We start from the raw sequence: 19,127 nt of genomic DNA on the forward strand, positions 1-19,127 counted from the left end.
CACTCGTGCGGAGCACTTAAAAAGGTGCAAGTTGCTGTTAAGACGAAAGCAACTCATCAATAGGAAGACATTATCCTATAAAGAATAAAAATCAGACAGACATAAAAGAATTATAAAAGGAATCAATCACATATTATGTTAATAAACAAAAGAATTATCAATGCGCTTGTGCTCCTGCTCCTCGTAACAGGTGCTATGGCGCAGAATGTCTGTACCGACAACAGCTTCCGTATAGGTAAGTTGAAGAATGGGATGACCTATTACATACGCCACAATGCTAAGGAGAAAGGGATTGCCGACTTCTACATTGCACAGCGTGTGGGAAGTATTCTTGAAGAACCAAACCAAAGAGGATTGGCTCACTTCCTTGAGCACATGGCTTTCAATGGAAGTAAAAACTTCAAAAATACACCTTCTTCACCAAGTATCGTACATTGGTGTGAGGCACATGGTATTAAGTTCGGTACTAATCTCAACGCCTACACCTCCGTTGACGAGACCGTTTACAACGTCAGTTCAGTACCTGTAAAGCAGGAATCAACCATCGACTCTACCCTACTTATCCTCCACGACTGGAGTCACTACTTGGACCTTGAGGACAAAGAGATAGACAAGGAACGTGGTGTTATTCACGAAGAGTGGCGTACTCGTCGTGCTGGTATGGCTTCACAGCGCTTGATGGAGGAGGCTTTGCCGATTATCTATCGCGGTACGAAGTATGAAGACTGTCTGCCAATCGGTAAGATGGAGATTGTAGACAACTTCCCTTACAAGGCACTTCGTGACTATTACCACAAGTGGTATCGCCCAGATTTGCAGGCTATCATCGTTGTGGGTGATATTGATGTAGACAAGATAGAGAAGAAGATTCAGTCTGTCTTCTCTGCTATTCCAATGCCCGAGAATGCTGCTCATCGTGAATACTTCCCAGTAAGCGACAACGACAAGATGATTGTGGCATCACTAAAGGATTCAGAACAACCTATCATGCTCGTTACACTTTATATGAAGCGTAAGGCTACACCAGATGCAGAGAAGTCTACTGTGAAGTATCAGCGAGACGGATATGTTGACGACTTGGTTTCTTATATGATTGGCGAACGCCTCAACGAGATGCAGGACAAGAATCCAAAACCTTGTTTGAGTGCTTCTGCACGATTGGGGCAGTTCTTGATTAGCCGTACAAAAGATGCCTTTGTTCTTTCTTTCGGTGCTCGTCAGGAAGATGTAAAGGGTTCGTTTGATGCAACTGTGGGAACAATTGAGCAGATTCGCCAGCATGGGTTTACTCCTTCAGAACTCACTCGTGCCAAAGCCTTCCGCCAGAAGGTGATTGACCGCCAATATAATGAGCGTAACGACCGTCGCAACGCTTATTATGTGCGCCGCGCTAAGCAGAACTTCCTCGATAACGAACCAATAACCACCGAAGCTTACGACAAGCAATTGGATGACCAATTCTTTAACGAGGTGACACTCGACGAGGTGAATGCTGCTATGCGTGAAGCTATCACGAATAAGAATCAGGTGCTTGTTATATATTCTCCCGACAAAGCTGGCGTAAATGTTCCCTCAGATGCGCAGTTTGAGCAGATGGTTCTCGATGCACAGGCAAAGACCTATCCTAAGTATGTTGAGAAGAAGTTAGACGATAAGCTGATTGAGACACTTCCTAAGAAAGGACGTATCAAGAGCGAGAAAGCTGGCTTGCATGGAACAACAGAAATCACTCTGAGCAATGGTGTAAAAGTATATTTCAAGAAGACCGACTATCAGAAGGATGCCGTAACACTGAATTTCTTTGCAGAAGGTGGTTCATCCCTCTATCCTGCTAAGGACTTGATTAACACACAGTTTATCTCAGCAGCTGTAAAGGAAGGTGGCGTTGGTCGTTTCAGCGCAACAGAACTTAATAAGTTCTTAGCTGGCAAGACCGTTCGCATCAACGCAGGTGTAGGCAATGAAACGCAGTCTATCAGCGGTAACTCATCTATCAAGGATATCCGCACACTGTTTGAACTTACTTACTTGTATTTTACCAACCTCCGTCGTGATGATCAGGCGTTCCAGTCAGAAGTTAACCGTATGCGCTCTTTCCTCACCAACCGTGAGGCAAGTCCTAACGTTAGCTACAACGACTCTATCGCTGCCATCGTTTATGGAAACTCGCCACGTGTACAACCACTTAAGGCTGCATCGCTTGACAAGGTAAGCTATGACCGTGTTCTCGAGATTTATAAGGAGCGTTTCAGCAATGCCTCTAACTTCAAGATGATCGTCATGGGTAACATTGACATCGCTCAGTTGCGCCCTCTCTTGGAGCAATACATTGCTTCGCTGCCATCAACAGGCAAGAAGGAAACCTTTGCAAAGACTTATCCTGACGTGCGCAACTGCAACGAGACCCACCGCTTTGAAAAGAAGATGAAGACGCCATTGGCGCGTGTAACCGTCTTCTACACATGGGACGAACCTTACACAGCTAAGTCTGATTTAGAACTCGACGTATTCAAGCGTGTATTGTCTATCCCCTATACCGACTCTGTCCGCGAAGAGAAAGGTGGAGTGTATGGTGTGAAACTACAGCAGAGTCTAAGTAAGTCAAGCAACCCTCACGCCATGTTGAAGATTGCCTTTGATACCGACCCAGAAAAGTATAACATGGTTATGCCTATCATCACAAAGCAGATTGAGCATATTGCCAACAAGGGGCCAGAGGCAGTAAGTCTGCAGAAGGTGAAGGAATACCTCTTAAAACAGTATGACCAGTCTTCTGTTACCAACGACTACTGGCTCTACGTGATATACAACCATCTGCGCCATGGAGTTGACTTTGACAAGGACTACAAGGCTATCGTGCACAACATCACAGCTTCCGACATCCAGCGTATTGCCCGCAACCTTATCAACAGCAACCGCCGAATAGAAGTGACAATGCAGTCTGAAAAGGGAATGTAAGCCGTTCTATATTATAGGTTGCACAAAAGTAATCATACTTAAAACAGCCATATCGAAGCAGGAGTGCTTTGATATGGCTGTTCTTCTTTACTATTGGTGTTCGAGAGATTTGGTACTGTCCTATAAAAGTGTGTAAGCTATTCTTCTCTTTTATCCTTGTTATTTTCATTTTTCTTTATTTTCTTCCAACTTTTAAATTGGTATATTTTTCTTTTGTAAGCACTTTTTGGTACTGTCCTATAAAACAATAGTCCGTTAAATATTATGCTGCATCAGCAGCGAAACTAAATATATCATTTATCCTTTCTTTATTTAATGGCGTGTTCGGGTTCTTCTCGAACACGTCAATAATTCGTTGTGCATAGTAGGCATTGACCATCTGCGCTTTAAGTCGACCGATGGACGTGCCAAGTTCCTTGCACATGATTTTGGTCACATTGAGTGCTGTGAATGAAGAGTTGAAAGCAAATTCAAGTTTTCTCTTGTCGCGTGCCTGACAATCGGTAAGACCGAGGAATTGCTTTGCGTCGCGAAAGCAAAACTCCTCTTGGAAACGTGTGGTATAGTACTCCATCACATCGCGTCCACTCATGCTCTCATCCGTAGAGAAGTACAAACGGCGGACACCGTTGGGCAACTCGTGGATGACAATCGACACGACCCTATGCAAGGACTTGCACCACGCCTTGAGCGCATAGGCTTTGCCTTTGGTCTCTCCTAAATCAAGCTCATTGCCTTTGGATATGTCGATGTTCCTTACGTCAATCTTGTCACCTTTGATACGAGGACGGCCGGGCTTTCCCGTGGGTTCCCCATCCCATGTGTAGAACAAGGCTGCGTCATGACGCAAGCGGCTCACAACATGGAAGCCCATCTTCATTACCTTGTCGATGAAAGGTCTTTTGGAGAAGGCTGAGTCAGCGACAAGAACCTTGCAAATACGCTGTAAGGTTACCTTGTCGTCCTCCAACACCTTGGTATACCAGTCGTATAGACTCATCTCTTTTTTCTCCTCCCCTTTTTCCAATGTGGTCTGCACAGCCTTGAGCATCATACACTCATGCAAGTCCACGTCTATCACACCGATGCCGAGGATCTCAAGACCGTGCTTTACCGCACCTGCACAGCCCGACCAAAACGTACCCACGTATGGGGTATGCTTCCCAGCCTTCTTGATGAAGCTTGGATCAATAACGATGGCATTGAGCCCTTTACCCTGCTTGAAGGCGAAAGCACTCAGCCACATATTTATTTCGAGCCAGTTCACGCTGCGCTCTGCCGTCTGCCGATAGCATTGTTCGCCACGCTTTCCATAGCGTCCCATCTGCGTAAAATTACATTTCCTTGGGATGACCATCAAAAGAAAAAGCATTTCCATGACGTTTGTTTGAATACTTTTGTTTAACTTTGCTCCATCTTCAGCACTAAATGCTGCTTTGCAGAGCTTCATATATCGGCTAATCAAGTTGGTTATCAGCATAAACTTTATTGTCTTTTTACATCTATAAAGTTACTGAAATTCAATGAGATAGCCGATTTTATTATGTTATACTTTGTTATATTCTATTGCCTAATTATCTCTTTCTCAGAGACTTATCATGTTTTCTTTCTGCCACAATTCCTGTTGGCTTTTGGGTAAAAGCTTCGCAAACTGCGAAAATTTAACGGACTATTGATAAAAGTGTGTAAGCCCATATTTTTATTATCTTTGTATTTGGATATAAACTAAGATAAAAAATTATTGCTGTCCGGTAAAAATAAACTGAAAGTTCTGTATCTCTTTATTCATCGGTGTTGCAGCCGTTTTACTTATCCAGGGGCTTGGTTTTTAGTTTTAAACTGTAAGCATTATAAAATGCGCTTATATTGACAAGGAAAGCCCTATAATAACCAAATAAATTAATGAAATCATAAGTTTAAGCCTATTTTATCTAACACAGATAACTCCAAAAAAGTTTTATCGGACACCAATAATAAAAAATGGAACTTACACACTTTTATAGGACAGTACCGAGTAACAAAGAAACAAGGCGAAGAATGTTTTAATCCTGATCTTCGCCTTGTTTAAAATCCATATCAATGATGACCATTACGAATTTTGTCCATTAATGCAATAGTCGCTAACACAGAAATTATAAACACAAGACAAATTAGTTAATCATCATATTCTAGTTGAATCAAAGTTAGAATATCATTAAAGTGTTTCTGCTGTTCTTGATTTAACTCTCTCATAAAAAGGTCTATGCAATTTTGAGTCTCCGAGGAGAATACCTTTATTTGATGCTTTTTATCTTGAAAATCAGAACATGTAGAGCTTGGGAGGGTTTTATGTCCTTTATTCATTAACTTAGCAAACCTGCAACTCTGCCCCAAATCAAATTCAACATCAATCAACAGATTATACTTCCCTTTAGTTAAAGTATTTTGCCTATCAATATGTACTATCTTTCCTCTGCCAAGAGGCTCGAAATAAATAGATTCATTTAAGTCAAAGTTATCATCAGTTATAGTATTGATTGATTTTAAGCCCAGATAATTTTGAACTTTCTCTTTTACTACACGATTCTCAGATATTTTCAAAAGTCTAACAGCAACCTTGTCAAGGTAATCAGAATCTTGAATTAATTTATATCTATCAGGAATAATAGAAGTACCGTGTAGTGAACCTATTAATCCACCTACGAAAGCAGCAATGCTATCAGTGTCAGTTCCAATCAAGTTAACAGCTTGTTCTATACCCCTTATCGGTTCATTATGATATTTACAACAAAGAAAAATACCAGCAATTACAGTAGAAGTTCCTGAACCCTTTGTATCCAAATTATAGCAACCTAATATGCGGAGAGCTGTTTCGTCATCTATATTATGATTCAGGCATTTGTAAATATTGCGCAAATACTGTTGTGTCTCGTCAAGTACTACTTGGTATTGATCTGTGAATGATATTTGGGCTTTACTATTCCATTCATTTTCCCAACTATCAAAATCATGTTCCTTAATAAAAGGGATTGAAAGCTTTTGATGAATGTTTTTTCCAAGCTCAGTTAAGTATGTTTTATAAGAAAAGTGTTCAGGAAGAAATTTTAGAATTGTATGAACTGCATAGCCATAAAGCATTGCACCAATAATCGCCCTTGGGTGACCATGTGTCACAATACTGTTTGCAAAAATTTCTTTCTTGATTTTATCAATGTCTCCAAAATTTGCAAGAGCAATAGGAAGAATACGCATTGCTGCTCCATTTGCACCACTTTCTCTGTAGTCAATCGTTATGGTGCCAGCCTTATAGGTGAAAAAATTATTATTCCATTTCGCTGATTTCCGTTCAATTTTTCTCGCGGCATTTTTTATGGTTCTACCTGCTCCACGAGCATACAAAATCCAACTTGGTAATTCTACTTTAGAAAAATATTCACGATCAATAGCACCATTTCCCATAATAGACCTCGCTACAGAAAGCATTAGTTGGGTATCGTCGGAATATGACCCTTTTTTTAATTTATCTATGTATCCATTGAACTTTCCACCAACTTTCTTTTCCCAATCATAAAAATTAGAAACATGAACTGTCCCGTATTTTGACTTTAAGGTATCAGAGTTCCTTTCAAATTCTGTTATCCAGCCAAGGGCATCCCCAATTGCAGCAAGTTTTATTGCTCCTTTATATTTGGTTTCAAGTTTCATAATGTTCTATTTGGTGAAAAAATCTCCATATCAACAACAAAATTACTTGTATCAAACTCTGACAATGCAGCTTTAGCAGATGCAAAACTTTCTATAGAATTAAAACATACTTCAATAATACTCTCAACAGGTATATCCTTTTTTACCAGAACCTCAGCTTGGACATTCGTTGGGTACTTTGAATTAATTTTGCCACGAATGCCATAGGGTATATTAATACTATTTGCAAATAGCATTTTAAATTTATCCAGGTCTCCCGTTACCCCTATAGCCTTTGCAACATTTGATGCAGCATTTGTTACTGAAAATTTCGTTTCCTTTTCATAGATATATTTTGGATCAATTTTCAAGATGCACCAATCTATCGTCATATCATCTTTAGTTCTCTCCTGAAATTTTGAAAAGAGGAACGTATTTGGTCCCGAAATGGATAAATTGATAAAGCCTTTATCATCGCATCTAACGTTATCAGTAAATTGGGCATAGTCCAATATGTCGAATTGCTCAATATCTAAATTTTCGAGAGTTTTTCTTGACATCAGCTTGCCTTGTTCTAGTATACTATAAAGATTAATAGTTGGTGTAAAGTGTATCAGAAACTCTATTCCTCGTTTTGATATTTCTTCTTGAAAATATATGTAGTCCGCTTTTTTATCCATAACTAGAAAGGTAAGTAATCATCGTTTAAAGCACATTCTGAAGGAAGTGTTGATACTTTATTTAGAAAATTTGCATCAATTTCGGCAATGTATCTTGATGGATTATTCTTATCACCTATTAGAAAGAGAATATTTCTTGCTCTAGTCATACAGGTGTATAATAGCCTCCTTTCAGTAGAAATATGAAATTCGTCATCTGTCTCGATAAATCCTGAAGGATAAGGAATTATTTCATCTGTCAAATCCATAATAAACACATTATCAAATTCCAACCCCTTCACGGAGGACATAGTGCTGATTTTAATACTATCACTTTCGTATCTTACGGGCTGGTTTGATCTTACACGTTCTGTTTGAAAGCCATTAGTGTTAAGATAATGTTGAATTCTATTTACACCATCATTTGTTCTGTGCAAAACTATTGTGCTAATTATTTTCCCTGTATTTTTTAGGTTTTGCAGCTCATCTTTCAAATAAGCAAGTTGTTCCTCAAAACTTCCTAAAAGGGATAATGTAGGTTTTTCACCACCTGAAAGAGCTGTTTCAACTACTGTGAATTCCGATTTGTCTTCTTCATTTTCCAATAAAGAAAGCGCAGCCCTTGCAATGTGTACAGAATTCCTGTAATTCTTTTTAAATTCTATAGTTCTACCACCACGAACATTTAGACCAACTTCAGACCAAGTAAAGCCACTTTTATAAATTCTTTGAGCAGCATCTGCTATGATTGATATACTCTCTGTTTCTTGAGAGACCAACTTCGAAATAACTAGAATTTGAGCTTTGTTTAAATCTTGAGCTTCATCAATAATTATATGAGTGAATGGCGGCTCCCAAGATGAATCGTTTTCAATTTTTTGTAAACTAATTATCGCATAATCATCAAAATCTTTTTTTCCTCTATTTTTCAACTCTTCACTGTACATTGTGTAAATACTCCATATTGTTTCTTTATCACTTGCAGTAACTCTGTCTGATATACCTCTTCCAATACGCTTTGCTTCTAAGTACTCCGTTCTCGAATTGAAAAGTTTACCCTTTATCCACGAAATCTCTTCTAGAAAAAAATCTGAGCTTTTATTTAGTAGGTTTGAGTTTATTACTTTCCCCGATCTTTTTATATTCTCTATAATATTGATTTGTTCTGGTTTCAGAATAGTGGTATCGTATCCAATTCCAGCAAAGCGATAAGCCCAACTGTGGAAATTCACAATGGTAACATTTAACCCATCTGGAGTTTTAGGATTTATTTCGTCAGTGTCTTTTTGATATCCACCATTTATATAAGGACTTACTGCTTTTATGTAGGCTGCTAATGTCTTGTTAAAAGTAAAAATAGCTATCTTTGCTTCTTTAAAAAGTGTATTTTGAGTTTCTAATAGGTGCTTTGCTCTGTATAGAGCGACTGTAGTCTTACCACTGCCTGCTACACCTTTTATTTGAATGGGCTTTGTCGGAGGAAGAAACAAAACTCTTTTCTGCTCTCCTTTTAGGATAATCTTTTTTAGCATTCTAATTACTTTTAAACCTTAATTCCGCAGCATAAATTCTTGTAAGAACTCCAAGTGTCTGAGAAACAAAGTTCTCAAAACACTTGGATATGTCAGAAATTTCACCTATCTTGGTGCTACAAACATAACAAGTAAGCAAAAAACTGACATGACAAAGGTAGCAATTAAAAACGAGAATATCACTTCTTTCGGTGGAATTTATCATATCATGGACGTTTTCTCAAAGCTGGGCTTTGAAAAACTTACCAAATCTGTATTGGGCAGACGTGGAAGTAGTGGCAAAGCATTCAGCCATGGAAGTATTTTCGGCTCTCTCTCCTTCAGCTACCTTTGTGGTGGAGAATGCCTTGAGGACATCAATGTGCTTATAGGGCAGTTCAGACAGAGACCTGATACGCTATTACCCGGTGCCGACACTGTAGGGCGCGGACTAAAGGAGCTTGCCGAGAAGAATATTGTCTATAAGAGCGAGACCTCCGACAAGTCGTATAGTTTCAACACGGCAGAAAAGTTGAATACCTTACTTTTACGAGTGATACGGAGGATGGGGCTTATAAAGGTGGGCAGTCATGTTGACTTAGACTTTGACCATCAGTTTATTCCAGCCCACAAGTTCGATGCAAAGTATTCCTACAAGCAGGATTTTGGCTATTTCCCTGGTTGGGCTTCCATTGGGGGAATCATAGTCGGAGGTGAGAATCGTGACGGAAACACCAATGTGAGATTCCATCAAGAAGACACGCTCTGTCGCATTATGGACCGTGTAACCTCAGAACTTGGTGTGGTAATAGAGCGTTTCCTTGCTGATTGTGGGTCGTTCTCAAAGGAAATCATCCAAACCGTAGAGCAGCGCTGCAACACGTTCTATATACGTGCTGCCAACTGTGGCAGCCGATGCGAGGACTTCCACCAGCTGAAAGAATGGAAGAGCGTTGAGGTTGGTTATGAGAGATGCGATGTCACATCCATCAGCATGGACAACCTCATCGAAGGAAAGTCATACAGGCTTGTCGTACAGCGAAGTCCTTTGAAAGACAAGGATGGCAGGGAGCAGACGGATATGTTCGGAGTAATATACACATACCGCTGTATCCTTACCAACAACTGGACATCTACTGAGAAAGACATCATTACATTTTATAATGAGCGTGGAGCAAGCGAAAAGAACTTCGACATACAGAACAATGACTTCGGCTGGTCGCATCTGCCCTTTTCCTTTATGGCTGAGAACATGGTTTTCATGATGGTTACCGCCATGCTGAAGAACTTCTATCTCTATCTCATCCGTCATATCAGCGAAAAGGTCAAGCCATTGAAAAAGACAAGCAGACAGAAAGCCTTTATCCTACATTTTGTCAGCGTGCCAGCAAAATGGGTGCGAACTGGAAGGCAGAACGTTCTGAACCTATATACAAATAAAACATACTACTCTGAGGTCTTCCTTGAATAAACAGCATTTTTTTGTGGTTTTTCATACTTCCCCATTGGTTTGGGTGGGGGATTTCATGACTATGCAAGAACCAAGAACCCCAGAAAATTCCCATATCAATGGATAAATCCCAAAAATGTCACTTCAATATATAAAAGTACCTCACAAGGAATAATGCTGCGGAATTGAGGGTGTGTATAAATTCCACACGACCTAACATTTAGACGATAAACTAACGGCTTATATTATATACGAAAAGACAAAAACAGCAAAAATCAACAAAAAGGTTGTAGCACTACAACCTTTTCTCAAACATTTTTCATAATTTTGCGATATATTTAAAATAAATATGTCAGTATGAAGTATCTAAATATAAAGAAGGCATTGGCTGCTTGGCGCGATATTCAGCCATTGTCAGAGAAGGACAGGGATAGGCTCAGCCGCCGCTTCACCGTGGACTTCAACTATAATAGCAACCACATTGAGGGCAACACACTGACTTATGGTCAGACCGAGATTCTTCTGCTATTCGGCAAGGTGATTGGCGAGGCTGACATAAGGGACGTGCACGAGATGACGGCAAGCAACGTGGGGCTGCAAATGATGACAGAAGAGGCTGCTGTCAAAGAAAAGCCTTTGACACAAAACTTCATCCGCACACTGCACAGAACACTGCTTCGTGAAAACTACACCGTTTACCGCAATCTGCCTGGTGGTGTGCAGACAAATTATGTGATACACGCAGGTCAGTATAAGACGCGCCCCAATAGTGTGATAACAAGGTATGGCGACCGCTTTGAGTACGCTTCGCCCGAAGAAACGCCGGGGCTGATGTTTGACTTGGTGAATTGGTACAATGAAGCCGAGAAGAAAGGGGAACTTTCAGCTATCGAACTGGCGGCATTGTTCCACTATCGTTATATACGCATTCACCCCTTTGAGGATGGCAATGGACGTATCGCCCGTTTGATGATCAACTTCATTCTCACACGCCACAATTATCCGATGATTGTTGTGCGCAGCCGCAAGAAGAGCGAGTATCTGGAAGCGTTGCATCAGTCTGACCTTGAAGTCGGCCCTGTGCCGAGCGACGGAGCACACGCCAACATTGGCGATATTCGTCCATTCCTCAAATATTTCAATGAGCTTGTGGCAACAGAGGTTTATAACGATGTGCTCTTCATCAGCGAAAAGAATGAAAATATTTGGTGGTATGACGGCGAAAGAATTTCTTTCCGCTCGCCTAACTACACCAAAATATTGAACGCCATGCGCACACAGCCTACGTTGACTCTGAACGACATGAAAGAGGAAACAGGTATTAGTGTGTCAGCTATCCAAAAACTGTTGGATAAACTGCTTTCTAAAAAGTATGTGGAGCGTGGTGAGAAAGATGGAAGCTGGAGAGTCTTTCTTACCCAGTAAACACGCAAAAAGGTTGCATCACTACAACCTTTTCTCAAACATTTAGTCTGCTACTGGGTAGAACACTCCTTTGATTAACTGCGACATTCCGTTTTCTGTGAATGTCGCAGTTAGCTTCTCGCAGATGTAACTTTTGCCTCTTATTATCCCAAGTTAACCAGCAAAAATATTTTTCATAAACTTTCGGGATGCTTTGTGTAGTATCAACTTTATAAATGATTGATAACCAAGTATAGGGTATTGTAATATTGGTTAGTATAGGGATAAGTTGTTTGTAGAATACGGAGAGATATGGTAATGATAGGTATAATATGTGTTTGTCTTTCCTACATACTATGTCCTCTTTGTTAGACCATTGATCCAGGAAAGTCATACCATGTAAGCAATAAGCCTTTATTCAGTTTCCTATCTATGCATTTAACGGAAGAACCAAAGCATTTCCCAGTGAAAACAATTTTGCTGTCACTAGTGTCACCCTAATTCATTAGTTAACTTATTATGTAACAGTAGGATTACACGAAATGTTAAATGTGACAGCAAAACGAAATTAAAATTATTCGTGGAATAGTGTGTATAAATTCCACACGACCTAACATTTAGACGATAAACTAACGGCTTATAAGTAGATGTTGAAAATTAGTTTATATAATACTTTTTGTGTATCTTTGTGCGGACATATAAAAGAAGTACAACTATCGGAAAGATTAAAATTATAGAACTGACAGACAAAGAGCGTCTTCAGTTGGAGGAGGGCTTCCGTCGTGGTAAGAGTCAGAAGCTGCAAGAACTCGTACAACAGGAAAAGAACGGTCTCATAGCCCTTTACTATGGTGATGAGAGTCATGTCTGCACGGATGGGTATGTGCCATACGTTTGGCAGTTCTGCGGTGAAGATGTCTACATCCCCTCTGAGAAAGATCTCCGGCTCAATATATTCGGTATGATAGACCGCAGGAATAGATATGAGGGATTCACTACGACAGAGAACATGACTGCAGATAAGGTCGCTAACTTTCTTGACCGTATGTCTCTCCGTATCAGCAAAAGAACCTTTGTAGTCCTTGACAACGCAAGTGTACACAGATGCAGGCTTATGCGGGAGCTTCGTCCCCTATGGGAGAAGCGGGGGCTGTTTCTTTTCTTTCTCCCTCCTTATAGCCCACATCTTAATATTGCCGAGACTCTTTGGCGCATCCTCAAGGGGAAATGGCTCAGACCTGTGGATTATCTCTATACAGATGCCCTGCTCTATGCCACCAACAGAGCCTTGGCGGCAATCGAGTCTGGACTCAAAATCAATTTTAAACATGTAGCTTAGTATAAATTAATTCTTACGACCTACTTATAAGAAGATTATATTGTGTGTACTTTTCTTTTTTGGTCTTCCGGAATTTGGAGTGATGGTTTTATGTTTTTCAGGTTTCTTAATGATAAATAAGTATTGTAAACTCTTAAATATAAGCTCTTTGTAGTGTGGATGTCCCATGTTAGCTAAGTATAGATTTTGTAGTCTTTATTTTAGCACTTTACATTCTTTAGTATTCAGTAAATAAAGGGATGTAAAAGAATAGAACTCCCAAAAAGGTGTTGATAATCAGATATTAACGATATCACTCCAAATTCCGGAAGAACCTCTTTTTTCATACCTTTGCGTGGTGAGTTCTAACCCTTTTGAAGTTTTGATACTTGCAGTTCCTTGAAGATAAAAGAATTTTGCAGATAAATAAAGTTAATATAGCAAATGAATAAACGTACTATCGTTAGCATTGTCTTTTTATGTCTTTCTGTGACTTCATTTGCGCAGAAGGCGTTCGTTATTTGGGATAAAGCAAATAATATCCCAGTGAGCAGAGCAAGTGTATATACCACCTACATGGGGAAAGTGAGGAGTACGTTTAGCGACCAACAAGGGAGAGTTGTTGTGGATTTTGCTTTTGATAATCTGATGATCTCGCATATAAACTATCAGAAAGAAAGCGTGAAAGTATTGTCTGATACACTGTTTATGGAGCAAAGTATGCAGTTGCTTTCGGAAGTTGTCGTGAGTCCTACAGGCGAGCCAGTATGGATTAAACCCATGTTGATGGATTTTATTAAGACGAAAGCAAAGAGGTATGAAGGTAATGGAATACTACGATATGAGTATCAGACACAGAATGTGGGCGATACGGTGTTATATCGCTTTGTAAGTAATGGACTGATAAGAAAGAAGAGATACTTTGAAATCTCTCCCTTGGAGAATGTTATCACCTTTAAGGATAAGTCAGCTGGTTGTGACTATAGTAACCTTAAAAATACGCTTTACCATGACTTTGTTTCTGATATGGATGAGAACTTTGTGAAGGAACATCGGTTCTATGTGGATAATGAGTCTGAAAGCTTGGGTGTCAATGTGGTAAGACTCCTATTCAAGTCGAAAAAAGATTGGAAAGATTCGGGTTATTTATGTATAGATACCCTACAAAATGTCATCCTCAGAGCAAAACGTTCTACGGGATTGGCTTATAATGTGCAGCACCGTACTAATGCACTTGTGCGCTCAACAATCAATGCTATATACGGACATCAATATAAGGACTGGCAGATTGATGTTGAGGCAGAGTATCGCTCATTGGATAACTCCTTTTACCTAAGTAGTTGTCGCTATTCTAATTATATTCAGGAAGAGTTTGACGGAAAGAAGAAAAAAGGTGTTGAAGTTTATAATGTTACCTCAATTTATGAGGCACAACCTTGTCAGAAAAATAAGATGAGTGAAGGAACAGAATTTCTTTTATTGCCCCAACCTTTTGCAATGAAGATTATTATGAGCAAAAAAGAAAGAAGACAAGAGGAGTCATTGCAGGATGTGAAGAAAGAATATAACGTTTATTGAATCCAGTGTGAGAATTTATTAAGGGCTCCATAGGGCAATAAAAGAAAGATGTAACGATTCAGGGATATGGCGTATAAATTATAGTTGATTATCAGTATGTTAGATAAATAGATACATGCGAATTCTGGTAAAGCATGTCATTTCGGACTTTTTGGGGGTTCTTCCGTTAAACGCATAGACATTTTTTCGTATAGCTTTAATGGTAAACCAAAGATATAGATTAAACAAATAGACAACCAAGATAGTCTTGGCTGTCTATTTTATTCACTCTTCGACACTGATAACCATTTCTTTTTAAAACGTCAAAAATTTGTAGATAGGATGTTGAAAAATCATTACATAAATTCATATAAAACACCTAAAAGAAAGCAGAAAAATACGTGTAAAAAGCGAGATTGCAATCAACAGTAAATCAATTAGTTATGAAGTGGTGTAAGAAAAGGTGCTTAATTAGACTTCAAAAGGGCGTTAATAAGGCGCTTAAAGGGCATCTTTTGCAAGCTTAAAGGGCGTCTTCAAGAAGTCAAAAGAGCACATATTGATTTTGAGTCGTGGGAAAATAGTTTACAAATATCAGCTAATAAGGGAAAGGTTGTTTGTGTAAGACAGGTAGACGTCGCACCTAATTAGATTAATCATGTAGATTATCCCCCATTCTAAAACCATCTAATTGGGAGTAATCATACCTTCATTATAGATTTACCCCAAATTTCTGAAGAGCTATAAGAAGACCTTTAAGTTATGTTTCCTGTCATATCTGTCATTTTGTGTTGGTGCTTAACTCGTTGGTTTATAATATAGTTGCGTGAAATGTTAAATGTGACAGCAACTAAAAACAAAACTATTTTCATAATAAATAGGTGTTTTTTTATTCATGAAGATAATTTGGTGAAGTAGAAGTGTCTTTTTCTTGTTCTAACTTTGCTATCTCATTGGTTTGTGTTATCTTTGTAGCATAATGATAGATAGACCGACTGTAGATAGGATTATGAATGCGTCGAATATCGTTGAGGTAGTCAGCGATTTCGTTTCTTTACGCAAGACGGGAACAAGCTATAAAGGTTTGTGCCCTTTTCATGATGACCGTACACCATCGTTTTCCGTTAGTCCTGTGAAAGGTGTTTATAAATGCTTTTCGTGTGGTGCGGCGGGTAATGCTGTGAAGTTTATCATGGAGCATGAGCAGATGACTTATCCTGAAGCCTTGAAGTGGCTTGCGAATAAGTATCATATTGAGGTGCATGAACGAGAACTGACGAATGAGGAAAAGCAGCAGGAGAATGAACGAGAATCAATGTTCTTGGTCAATGAGTGGGCTGCAAAGTACTTTAATGATATCTTGCACAACGATGTTGATGGTATGGCTATTGGTATGCAGTATTTTCGCAGCCGTGGTTTTAGAGATGATATCATTCGTAAGTTTCAGTTAGGTTTCTGTCTGTCGAGCCGTCATGCCTTTGCTGATGCAGCCTTAAAGGCAGGTTTTCAAAGAGATTTTCTTATAAAGACAGGTCTTTGCTTCGAGCGTGAGAATGGAGAACTTATCGACCGCTTCAATGGACGTGTGATGTTCCCATGGGTGAGTGTGAGCGGTAAGGTGACAGCCTTTGGTGGTCGTCTGCTGGATTCTCGTACAAAGGGCGTTAGTCAGAAGTATGTCAATTCTCCCGATAGCGTTATCTATCATAAAGAGAGAGAACTCTATGGTATCTTCCAAGCAAAGAAAGCTATTGCCAAGCACGACCTTGTTTATATGGTAGAGGGATATACAGACGTTGTCTCTATGCACCAGTGTGGTATTGAGAATGTCGTAGCCAATAGTGGTACGGCGTTGTCTGTACATCAGATTCGACTCTTGCGTCGCTTCACTTCCAATATCGTTTTGCTCTATGATGGTGACGAAGCTGGTCAGCATGCCGCCCTTCGCGGTACGGATATGCTATTGGCAGAGGGGATGAATGTGAAAGTGTTGTTGCTTCCTGACGGTAAAGACCCTGATGAGTTCGCACGTAGTTATAGTGCGGATGATTTCAGAAAATATATTGAAGATAATCAGACAGACTTCATCGTCTTTAAGATTAACGTACTATTAAAGGGTGTCACTGATCCGATTAAGCGTTCAGAGGCAGTTGGCTCAATAGTGCAAAGTATTTCTGTTATCAAAGACCCGATACTTCGTGATACCTATATCCGTGAGTGTGCGAATCGTACAGGTGTGTCAGAGCGTACATTGATGGAACAGATGAATCGTAATATCTATTCCAATCGTGAACAGCAGACACGTGAACAACAGACACGTGAACAACAGCAACATCGTACAGTAGTCATAGAGGAGCAACAGAGAGAAGAGGAGGTGGATACATCTACTCAATTGGCATCAAAGGTAGAAGAGATGCTTATTCAGGCTGTTATCAAGGATGGCGAGAAGGTTATCTTCCGTGATGTGAAAGATGAGAATAGCGGAGAGACATATAACTTGACCGTAGCACAATACATTGCTTATGACCTTGGAAGCGATAATCTTGGTTTCTCAAATGAACTTTATACTAAGATACTGCAGGAGGCTGTAGAGCATTGTGGTGAAGAAGGTTTCAAGGCTGAAGAGTATTTTACACAGCATGCAGACATCAATATTGCATCTGTAGCAGTGAGATTGAGCGTAGATCGTTTCCAACTTGCAGAGAGTCTGCAAGTGAAAGAAACAGAACAAACACTGCGTGACCGTGTCATACATCTTGTAGCTGATTTCCGTTTAGAATATGTTTCTTCCCACTTGAAAGAATTGAATGAACGACTTCTGCAGGTGAAAGATCCGCAAGAGATGCAAGAAGTTATGAGTGAGATAATGAGGACACAGAACCTTCGTAATGAATTAGCAAAAAAAACAGGAGGTAATATTCTGGTATGATGAATATGATAAGAAACTTATTCAAACCATCACTTCGTCTCTCAGACCTTGATTTAGGTGAGAATAGAAGGATTGTCTCAAAGGCATTGAAGGCACTCAACTGTACTGGGGAATGGAGAAAAGAGGGTGAAGCTGCAATTGTTCGTTATACATTTCAGAGTGGACATTTTGGTATTCGTATTATCGGTAATTGTCCACAAGTGGAATTGTCATACCTCTTCTTTGCTGAGGCTGAGATGAAAGATATAAATATTGTACGCCATGTGTGCAATCACTTTAATCTTAATTCTACCGGTCCACGTTTTAGTTATACTATCAATGAGGAAACAAATGTCATAGACTTGCATATCCTGACGGCTCTTCTATTAGATGAAGACCGTGCCCAAGATATTCTTTCTTCGGCTATGGTCGATATGTTTTTATGGCAGAATTCTTTTATTAGAAGTCTGACTGATGTGAAGAAGGAAGCAAAAAGTTCGGCTACGAGTGATTTGGAATGGTCTGAGAAGGAAGTTGCGCGTGATTTCTTTCTCCTTCGAGAACAGGAATTAAGACATCAGAAGAAAGGTGCAGAGTGGCGTCAGAATGATAAGGAAGCTGCAACTTTGAAGCAGTGGATGGATAAGGTTTTTGGTTTGGTGGATGTTGTCTTCTCTGAGTTGACTGTGGTAACAGATACCGTAACAGTTATCAACGACCGTGAATCTATAGCATCCTATAATCTGTCCGACACTCTGATAGTAGATGGAGCGTTTGTTCGACAGAAGGCAATGCTCGACCTTGTATTCTTCCTCCCAGCTCATCCGACGACTCGTCGTCGTATGACTTTTAGTATTCAGCAGGCTGATGGTTGTGAAGATGTGCTTTACTATCAGGTAGTTGCTACATTGTTGCCATTGCCATCAGGGATTGGTAGACCCCTTCATTCGAAGGAAGTACAGGTGCAGTCGCACTCTGTCTTGTTGGCATACGACCTTCGCTCAACAAAGCAGTTGCAGGATGAGTTCGTTTATATGTGGAAGGAGGCTAAGAGTAAGGTAGCTAATGGTGAGGAGAACCAACTAACCGAAGAGCAACGATTGATTGCCAATGTAGAGAGTGTGGATGCTGCTCGCTTTGTTTATCGTAGTCGGACTCTTCATCGTCAGAAGCGTTACTATGAAGCGATTTCTTGTTTGGAGAACGCTTACCGCCTTTTGAATTCTAATATAGATAAAAAGAGTCTGGAAGAACGGAACCTCTTCTTAGAGGTCTGCTATATGTTAGGCTTCTGCTATAATGAGTTGCAACAGTATGATAGGGCTTATTACTACCTTACGTTTGTAACAGGAGTTAATCGTACTCTTTATGCTGAGGAGTATGTTAACTGTATGATTTATTTGGGTGATTATCGTTCGCTGATGACCATAGACGGAATCTTGGAAGACTTACATAATTCTATTGTTGAAGATGAAGAAGGCGAAGTCGAGCAATCGGTGCACACTTTTCTACAGTTTCTTTACCGACGAAAGGCTTATGTGTTGGTAGAGTTGCATAGGTTTGATGAGGCGGAAGAAATGCTTCGTCAGATGATTGATGACCCGGAGTCAGGTGACTTTGCATTAGACGAGTTAGCGTATATTCAGCAGTTACGAGAGAAGGATAAGACTGGCGGAACAGTCGAATCGAATAGTTAGTG

The 19,127-nt window shown here is 39.9% G+C and carries 11 protein-coding genes; 7 read left to right on the forward strand and 4 right to left on the reverse strand.

The features are described 5' to 3' along the window. Nucleotides 1–135: 135 nt before the first annotated feature. Entirely contained in the window at nt 136–2,958 is a 2,823-nt protein-coding gene (locus FIU21_RS09895; protein ID WP_004360791.1) for a M16 family metallopeptidase, read from the forward strand. Between the two features lie 262 nt (nt 2,959–3,220). On the opposite strand, the gene FIU21_RS09900 is transcribed toward FIU21_RS09895, so the two are convergent. The 4 genes from FIU21_RS09900 to FIU21_RS09915 all read right to left on the reverse strand — a co-directional run bounded on the left by FIU21_RS09900 (nt 3,221) and on the right by FIU21_RS09915 (nt 8,812). Beyond that, nucleotides 3,221–4,408, reverse strand: a complete 1,188-nt coding sequence (locus tag FIU21_RS09900; RefSeq protein ID WP_254361422.1) for a transposase — start codon at nt 4,406–4,408, stop codon at nt 3,221–3,223. A 704-nt stretch (nt 4,409–5,112) separates the two neighbouring features. Then, a complete protein-coding gene (locus FIU21_RS09905) occupies nt 5,113–6,642 on the reverse strand; it encodes an ADP-ribosylglycohydrolase family protein (RefSeq protein ID WP_004360790.1) in 1,530 nt (509 codons plus the stop codon). Then, nucleotides 6,639–7,301, reverse strand: a complete 663-nt coding sequence (locus FIU21_RS09910; protein ID WP_004360788.1) for a DarT ssDNA thymidine ADP-ribosyltransferase family protein — start codon at nt 7,299–7,301, stop codon at nt 6,639–6,641. Before FIU21_RS09910 ends, FIU21_RS09905 begins: the two co-directional genes overlap by 4 nt. A gap of 2 nt (nt 7,302–7,303) precedes the next feature. Beyond that, entirely contained in the window at nt 7,304–8,812 is a 1,509-nt protein-coding gene (locus FIU21_RS09915; RefSeq protein WP_004360786.1) for a 3'-5' exonuclease, read from the reverse strand. Nucleotides 8,813–8,960: 148 nt separating this feature from the next. Between FIU21_RS09915 and FIU21_RS09920 the strand changes: the two genes are divergently transcribed. The 6 genes from FIU21_RS09920 (at nt 8,961) to FIU21_RS09950 (ending at nt 19,125) form a co-directional block, all read left to right on the forward strand. After that, the gene (locus FIU21_RS09920; protein ID WP_172891378.1) at nt 8,961–10,262 is read left to right on the forward strand and encodes an IS1380 family transposase; all 1,302 of its coding nucleotides are present in this window, start codon (nt 8,961–8,963) and stop codon (nt 10,260–10,262) included. 336 nt (nt 10,263–10,598) lie between these two features. Then, nucleotides 10,599–11,666 (forward strand): Fic family protein, encoded by a 1,068-nt coding sequence (locus tag FIU21_RS09925; RefSeq protein WP_004360780.1) that lies wholly within the window; start codon nt 10,599–10,601, stop codon nt 11,664–11,666. Nucleotides 11,667–12,333: 667 nt separating this feature from the next. Next, nucleotides 12,334–12,984, forward strand: coding sequence for a transposase (locus FIU21_RS09935; RefSeq protein WP_254361441.1), 651 nt, complete (start codon nt 12,334–12,336; stop codon nt 12,982–12,984). Between the two features lie 423 nt (nt 12,985–13,407). Continuing rightward, nucleotides 13,408–14,541, forward strand: coding sequence for a hypothetical protein (locus FIU21_RS09940; RefSeq protein WP_004360778.1), 1,134 nt, complete (start codon nt 13,408–13,410; stop codon nt 14,539–14,541). Between the two features lie 958 nt (nt 14,542–15,499). Next, complete coding sequence (gene dnaG / locus FIU21_RS09945) at nt 15,500–17,449, forward strand: DNA primase (protein ID WP_172891379.1); 1,950 nt, start codon at nt 15,500–15,502, stop codon at nt 17,447–17,449. A 5-nt stretch (nt 17,450–17,454) separates the two neighbouring features. After that, complete coding sequence (locus FIU21_RS09950) at nt 17,455–19,125, forward strand: hypothetical protein (protein WP_231291360.1); 1,671 nt, start codon at nt 17,455–17,457, stop codon at nt 19,123–19,125. Nucleotides 19,126–19,127 lie beyond the last annotated feature (2 nt).

This window comes from Prevotella melaninogenica, assembly GCF_013267595.1.
Taxonomy (GTDB): Bacteria; Bacteroidota; Bacteroidia; order Bacteroidales; family Bacteroidaceae; genus Prevotella; species Prevotella melaninogenica_D.

Bases quoted from the DNA above. Each gene is read 5' to 3' on its own strand.
- FIU21_RS09895 (WP_004360791.1), top strand. From the start codon at position 136: ATGTTAATAAACAAAAGAATTATCAATGCGCTTGTGCTCCTGCTCCTC.
- FIU21_RS09900 (WP_254361422.1), bottom strand. From the start codon at position 4,408: ATGAAGCTCTGCAAAGCAGCATTTAGTGCTGAAGATGGAGCAAAGTTA.
- FIU21_RS09905 (WP_004360790.1), bottom strand. From the start codon at position 6,642: ATGAAACTTGAAACCAAATATAAAGGAGCAATAAAACTTGCTGCAATT.
- FIU21_RS09910 (WP_004360788.1), bottom strand. From the start codon at position 7,301: ATGGATAAAAAAGCGGACTACATATATTTTCAAGAAGAAATATCAAAA.
- FIU21_RS09915 (WP_004360786.1), bottom strand. From the start codon at position 8,812: ATGCTAAAAAAGATTATCCTAAAAGGAGAGCAGAAAAGAGTTTTGTTT.
- FIU21_RS09920 (WP_172891378.1), top strand. From the start codon at position 8,961: ATGACAAAGGTAGCAATTAAAAACGAGAATATCACTTCTTTCGGTGGA.
- FIU21_RS09925 (WP_004360780.1), top strand. From the start codon at position 10,599: ATGAAGTATCTAAATATAAAGAAGGCATTGGCTGCTTGGCGCGATATT.
- FIU21_RS09940 (WP_004360778.1), top strand. From the start codon at position 13,408: ATGAATAAACGTACTATCGTTAGCATTGTCTTTTTATGTCTTTCTGTG.
- dnaG (WP_172891379.1), top strand. From the start codon at position 15,500: ATGATAGATAGACCGACTGTAGATAGGATTATGAATGCGTCGAATATC.
- FIU21_RS09950 (WP_231291360.1), top strand. From the start codon at position 17,455: ATGATAAGAAACTTATTCAAACCATCACTTCGTCTCTCAGACCTTGAT.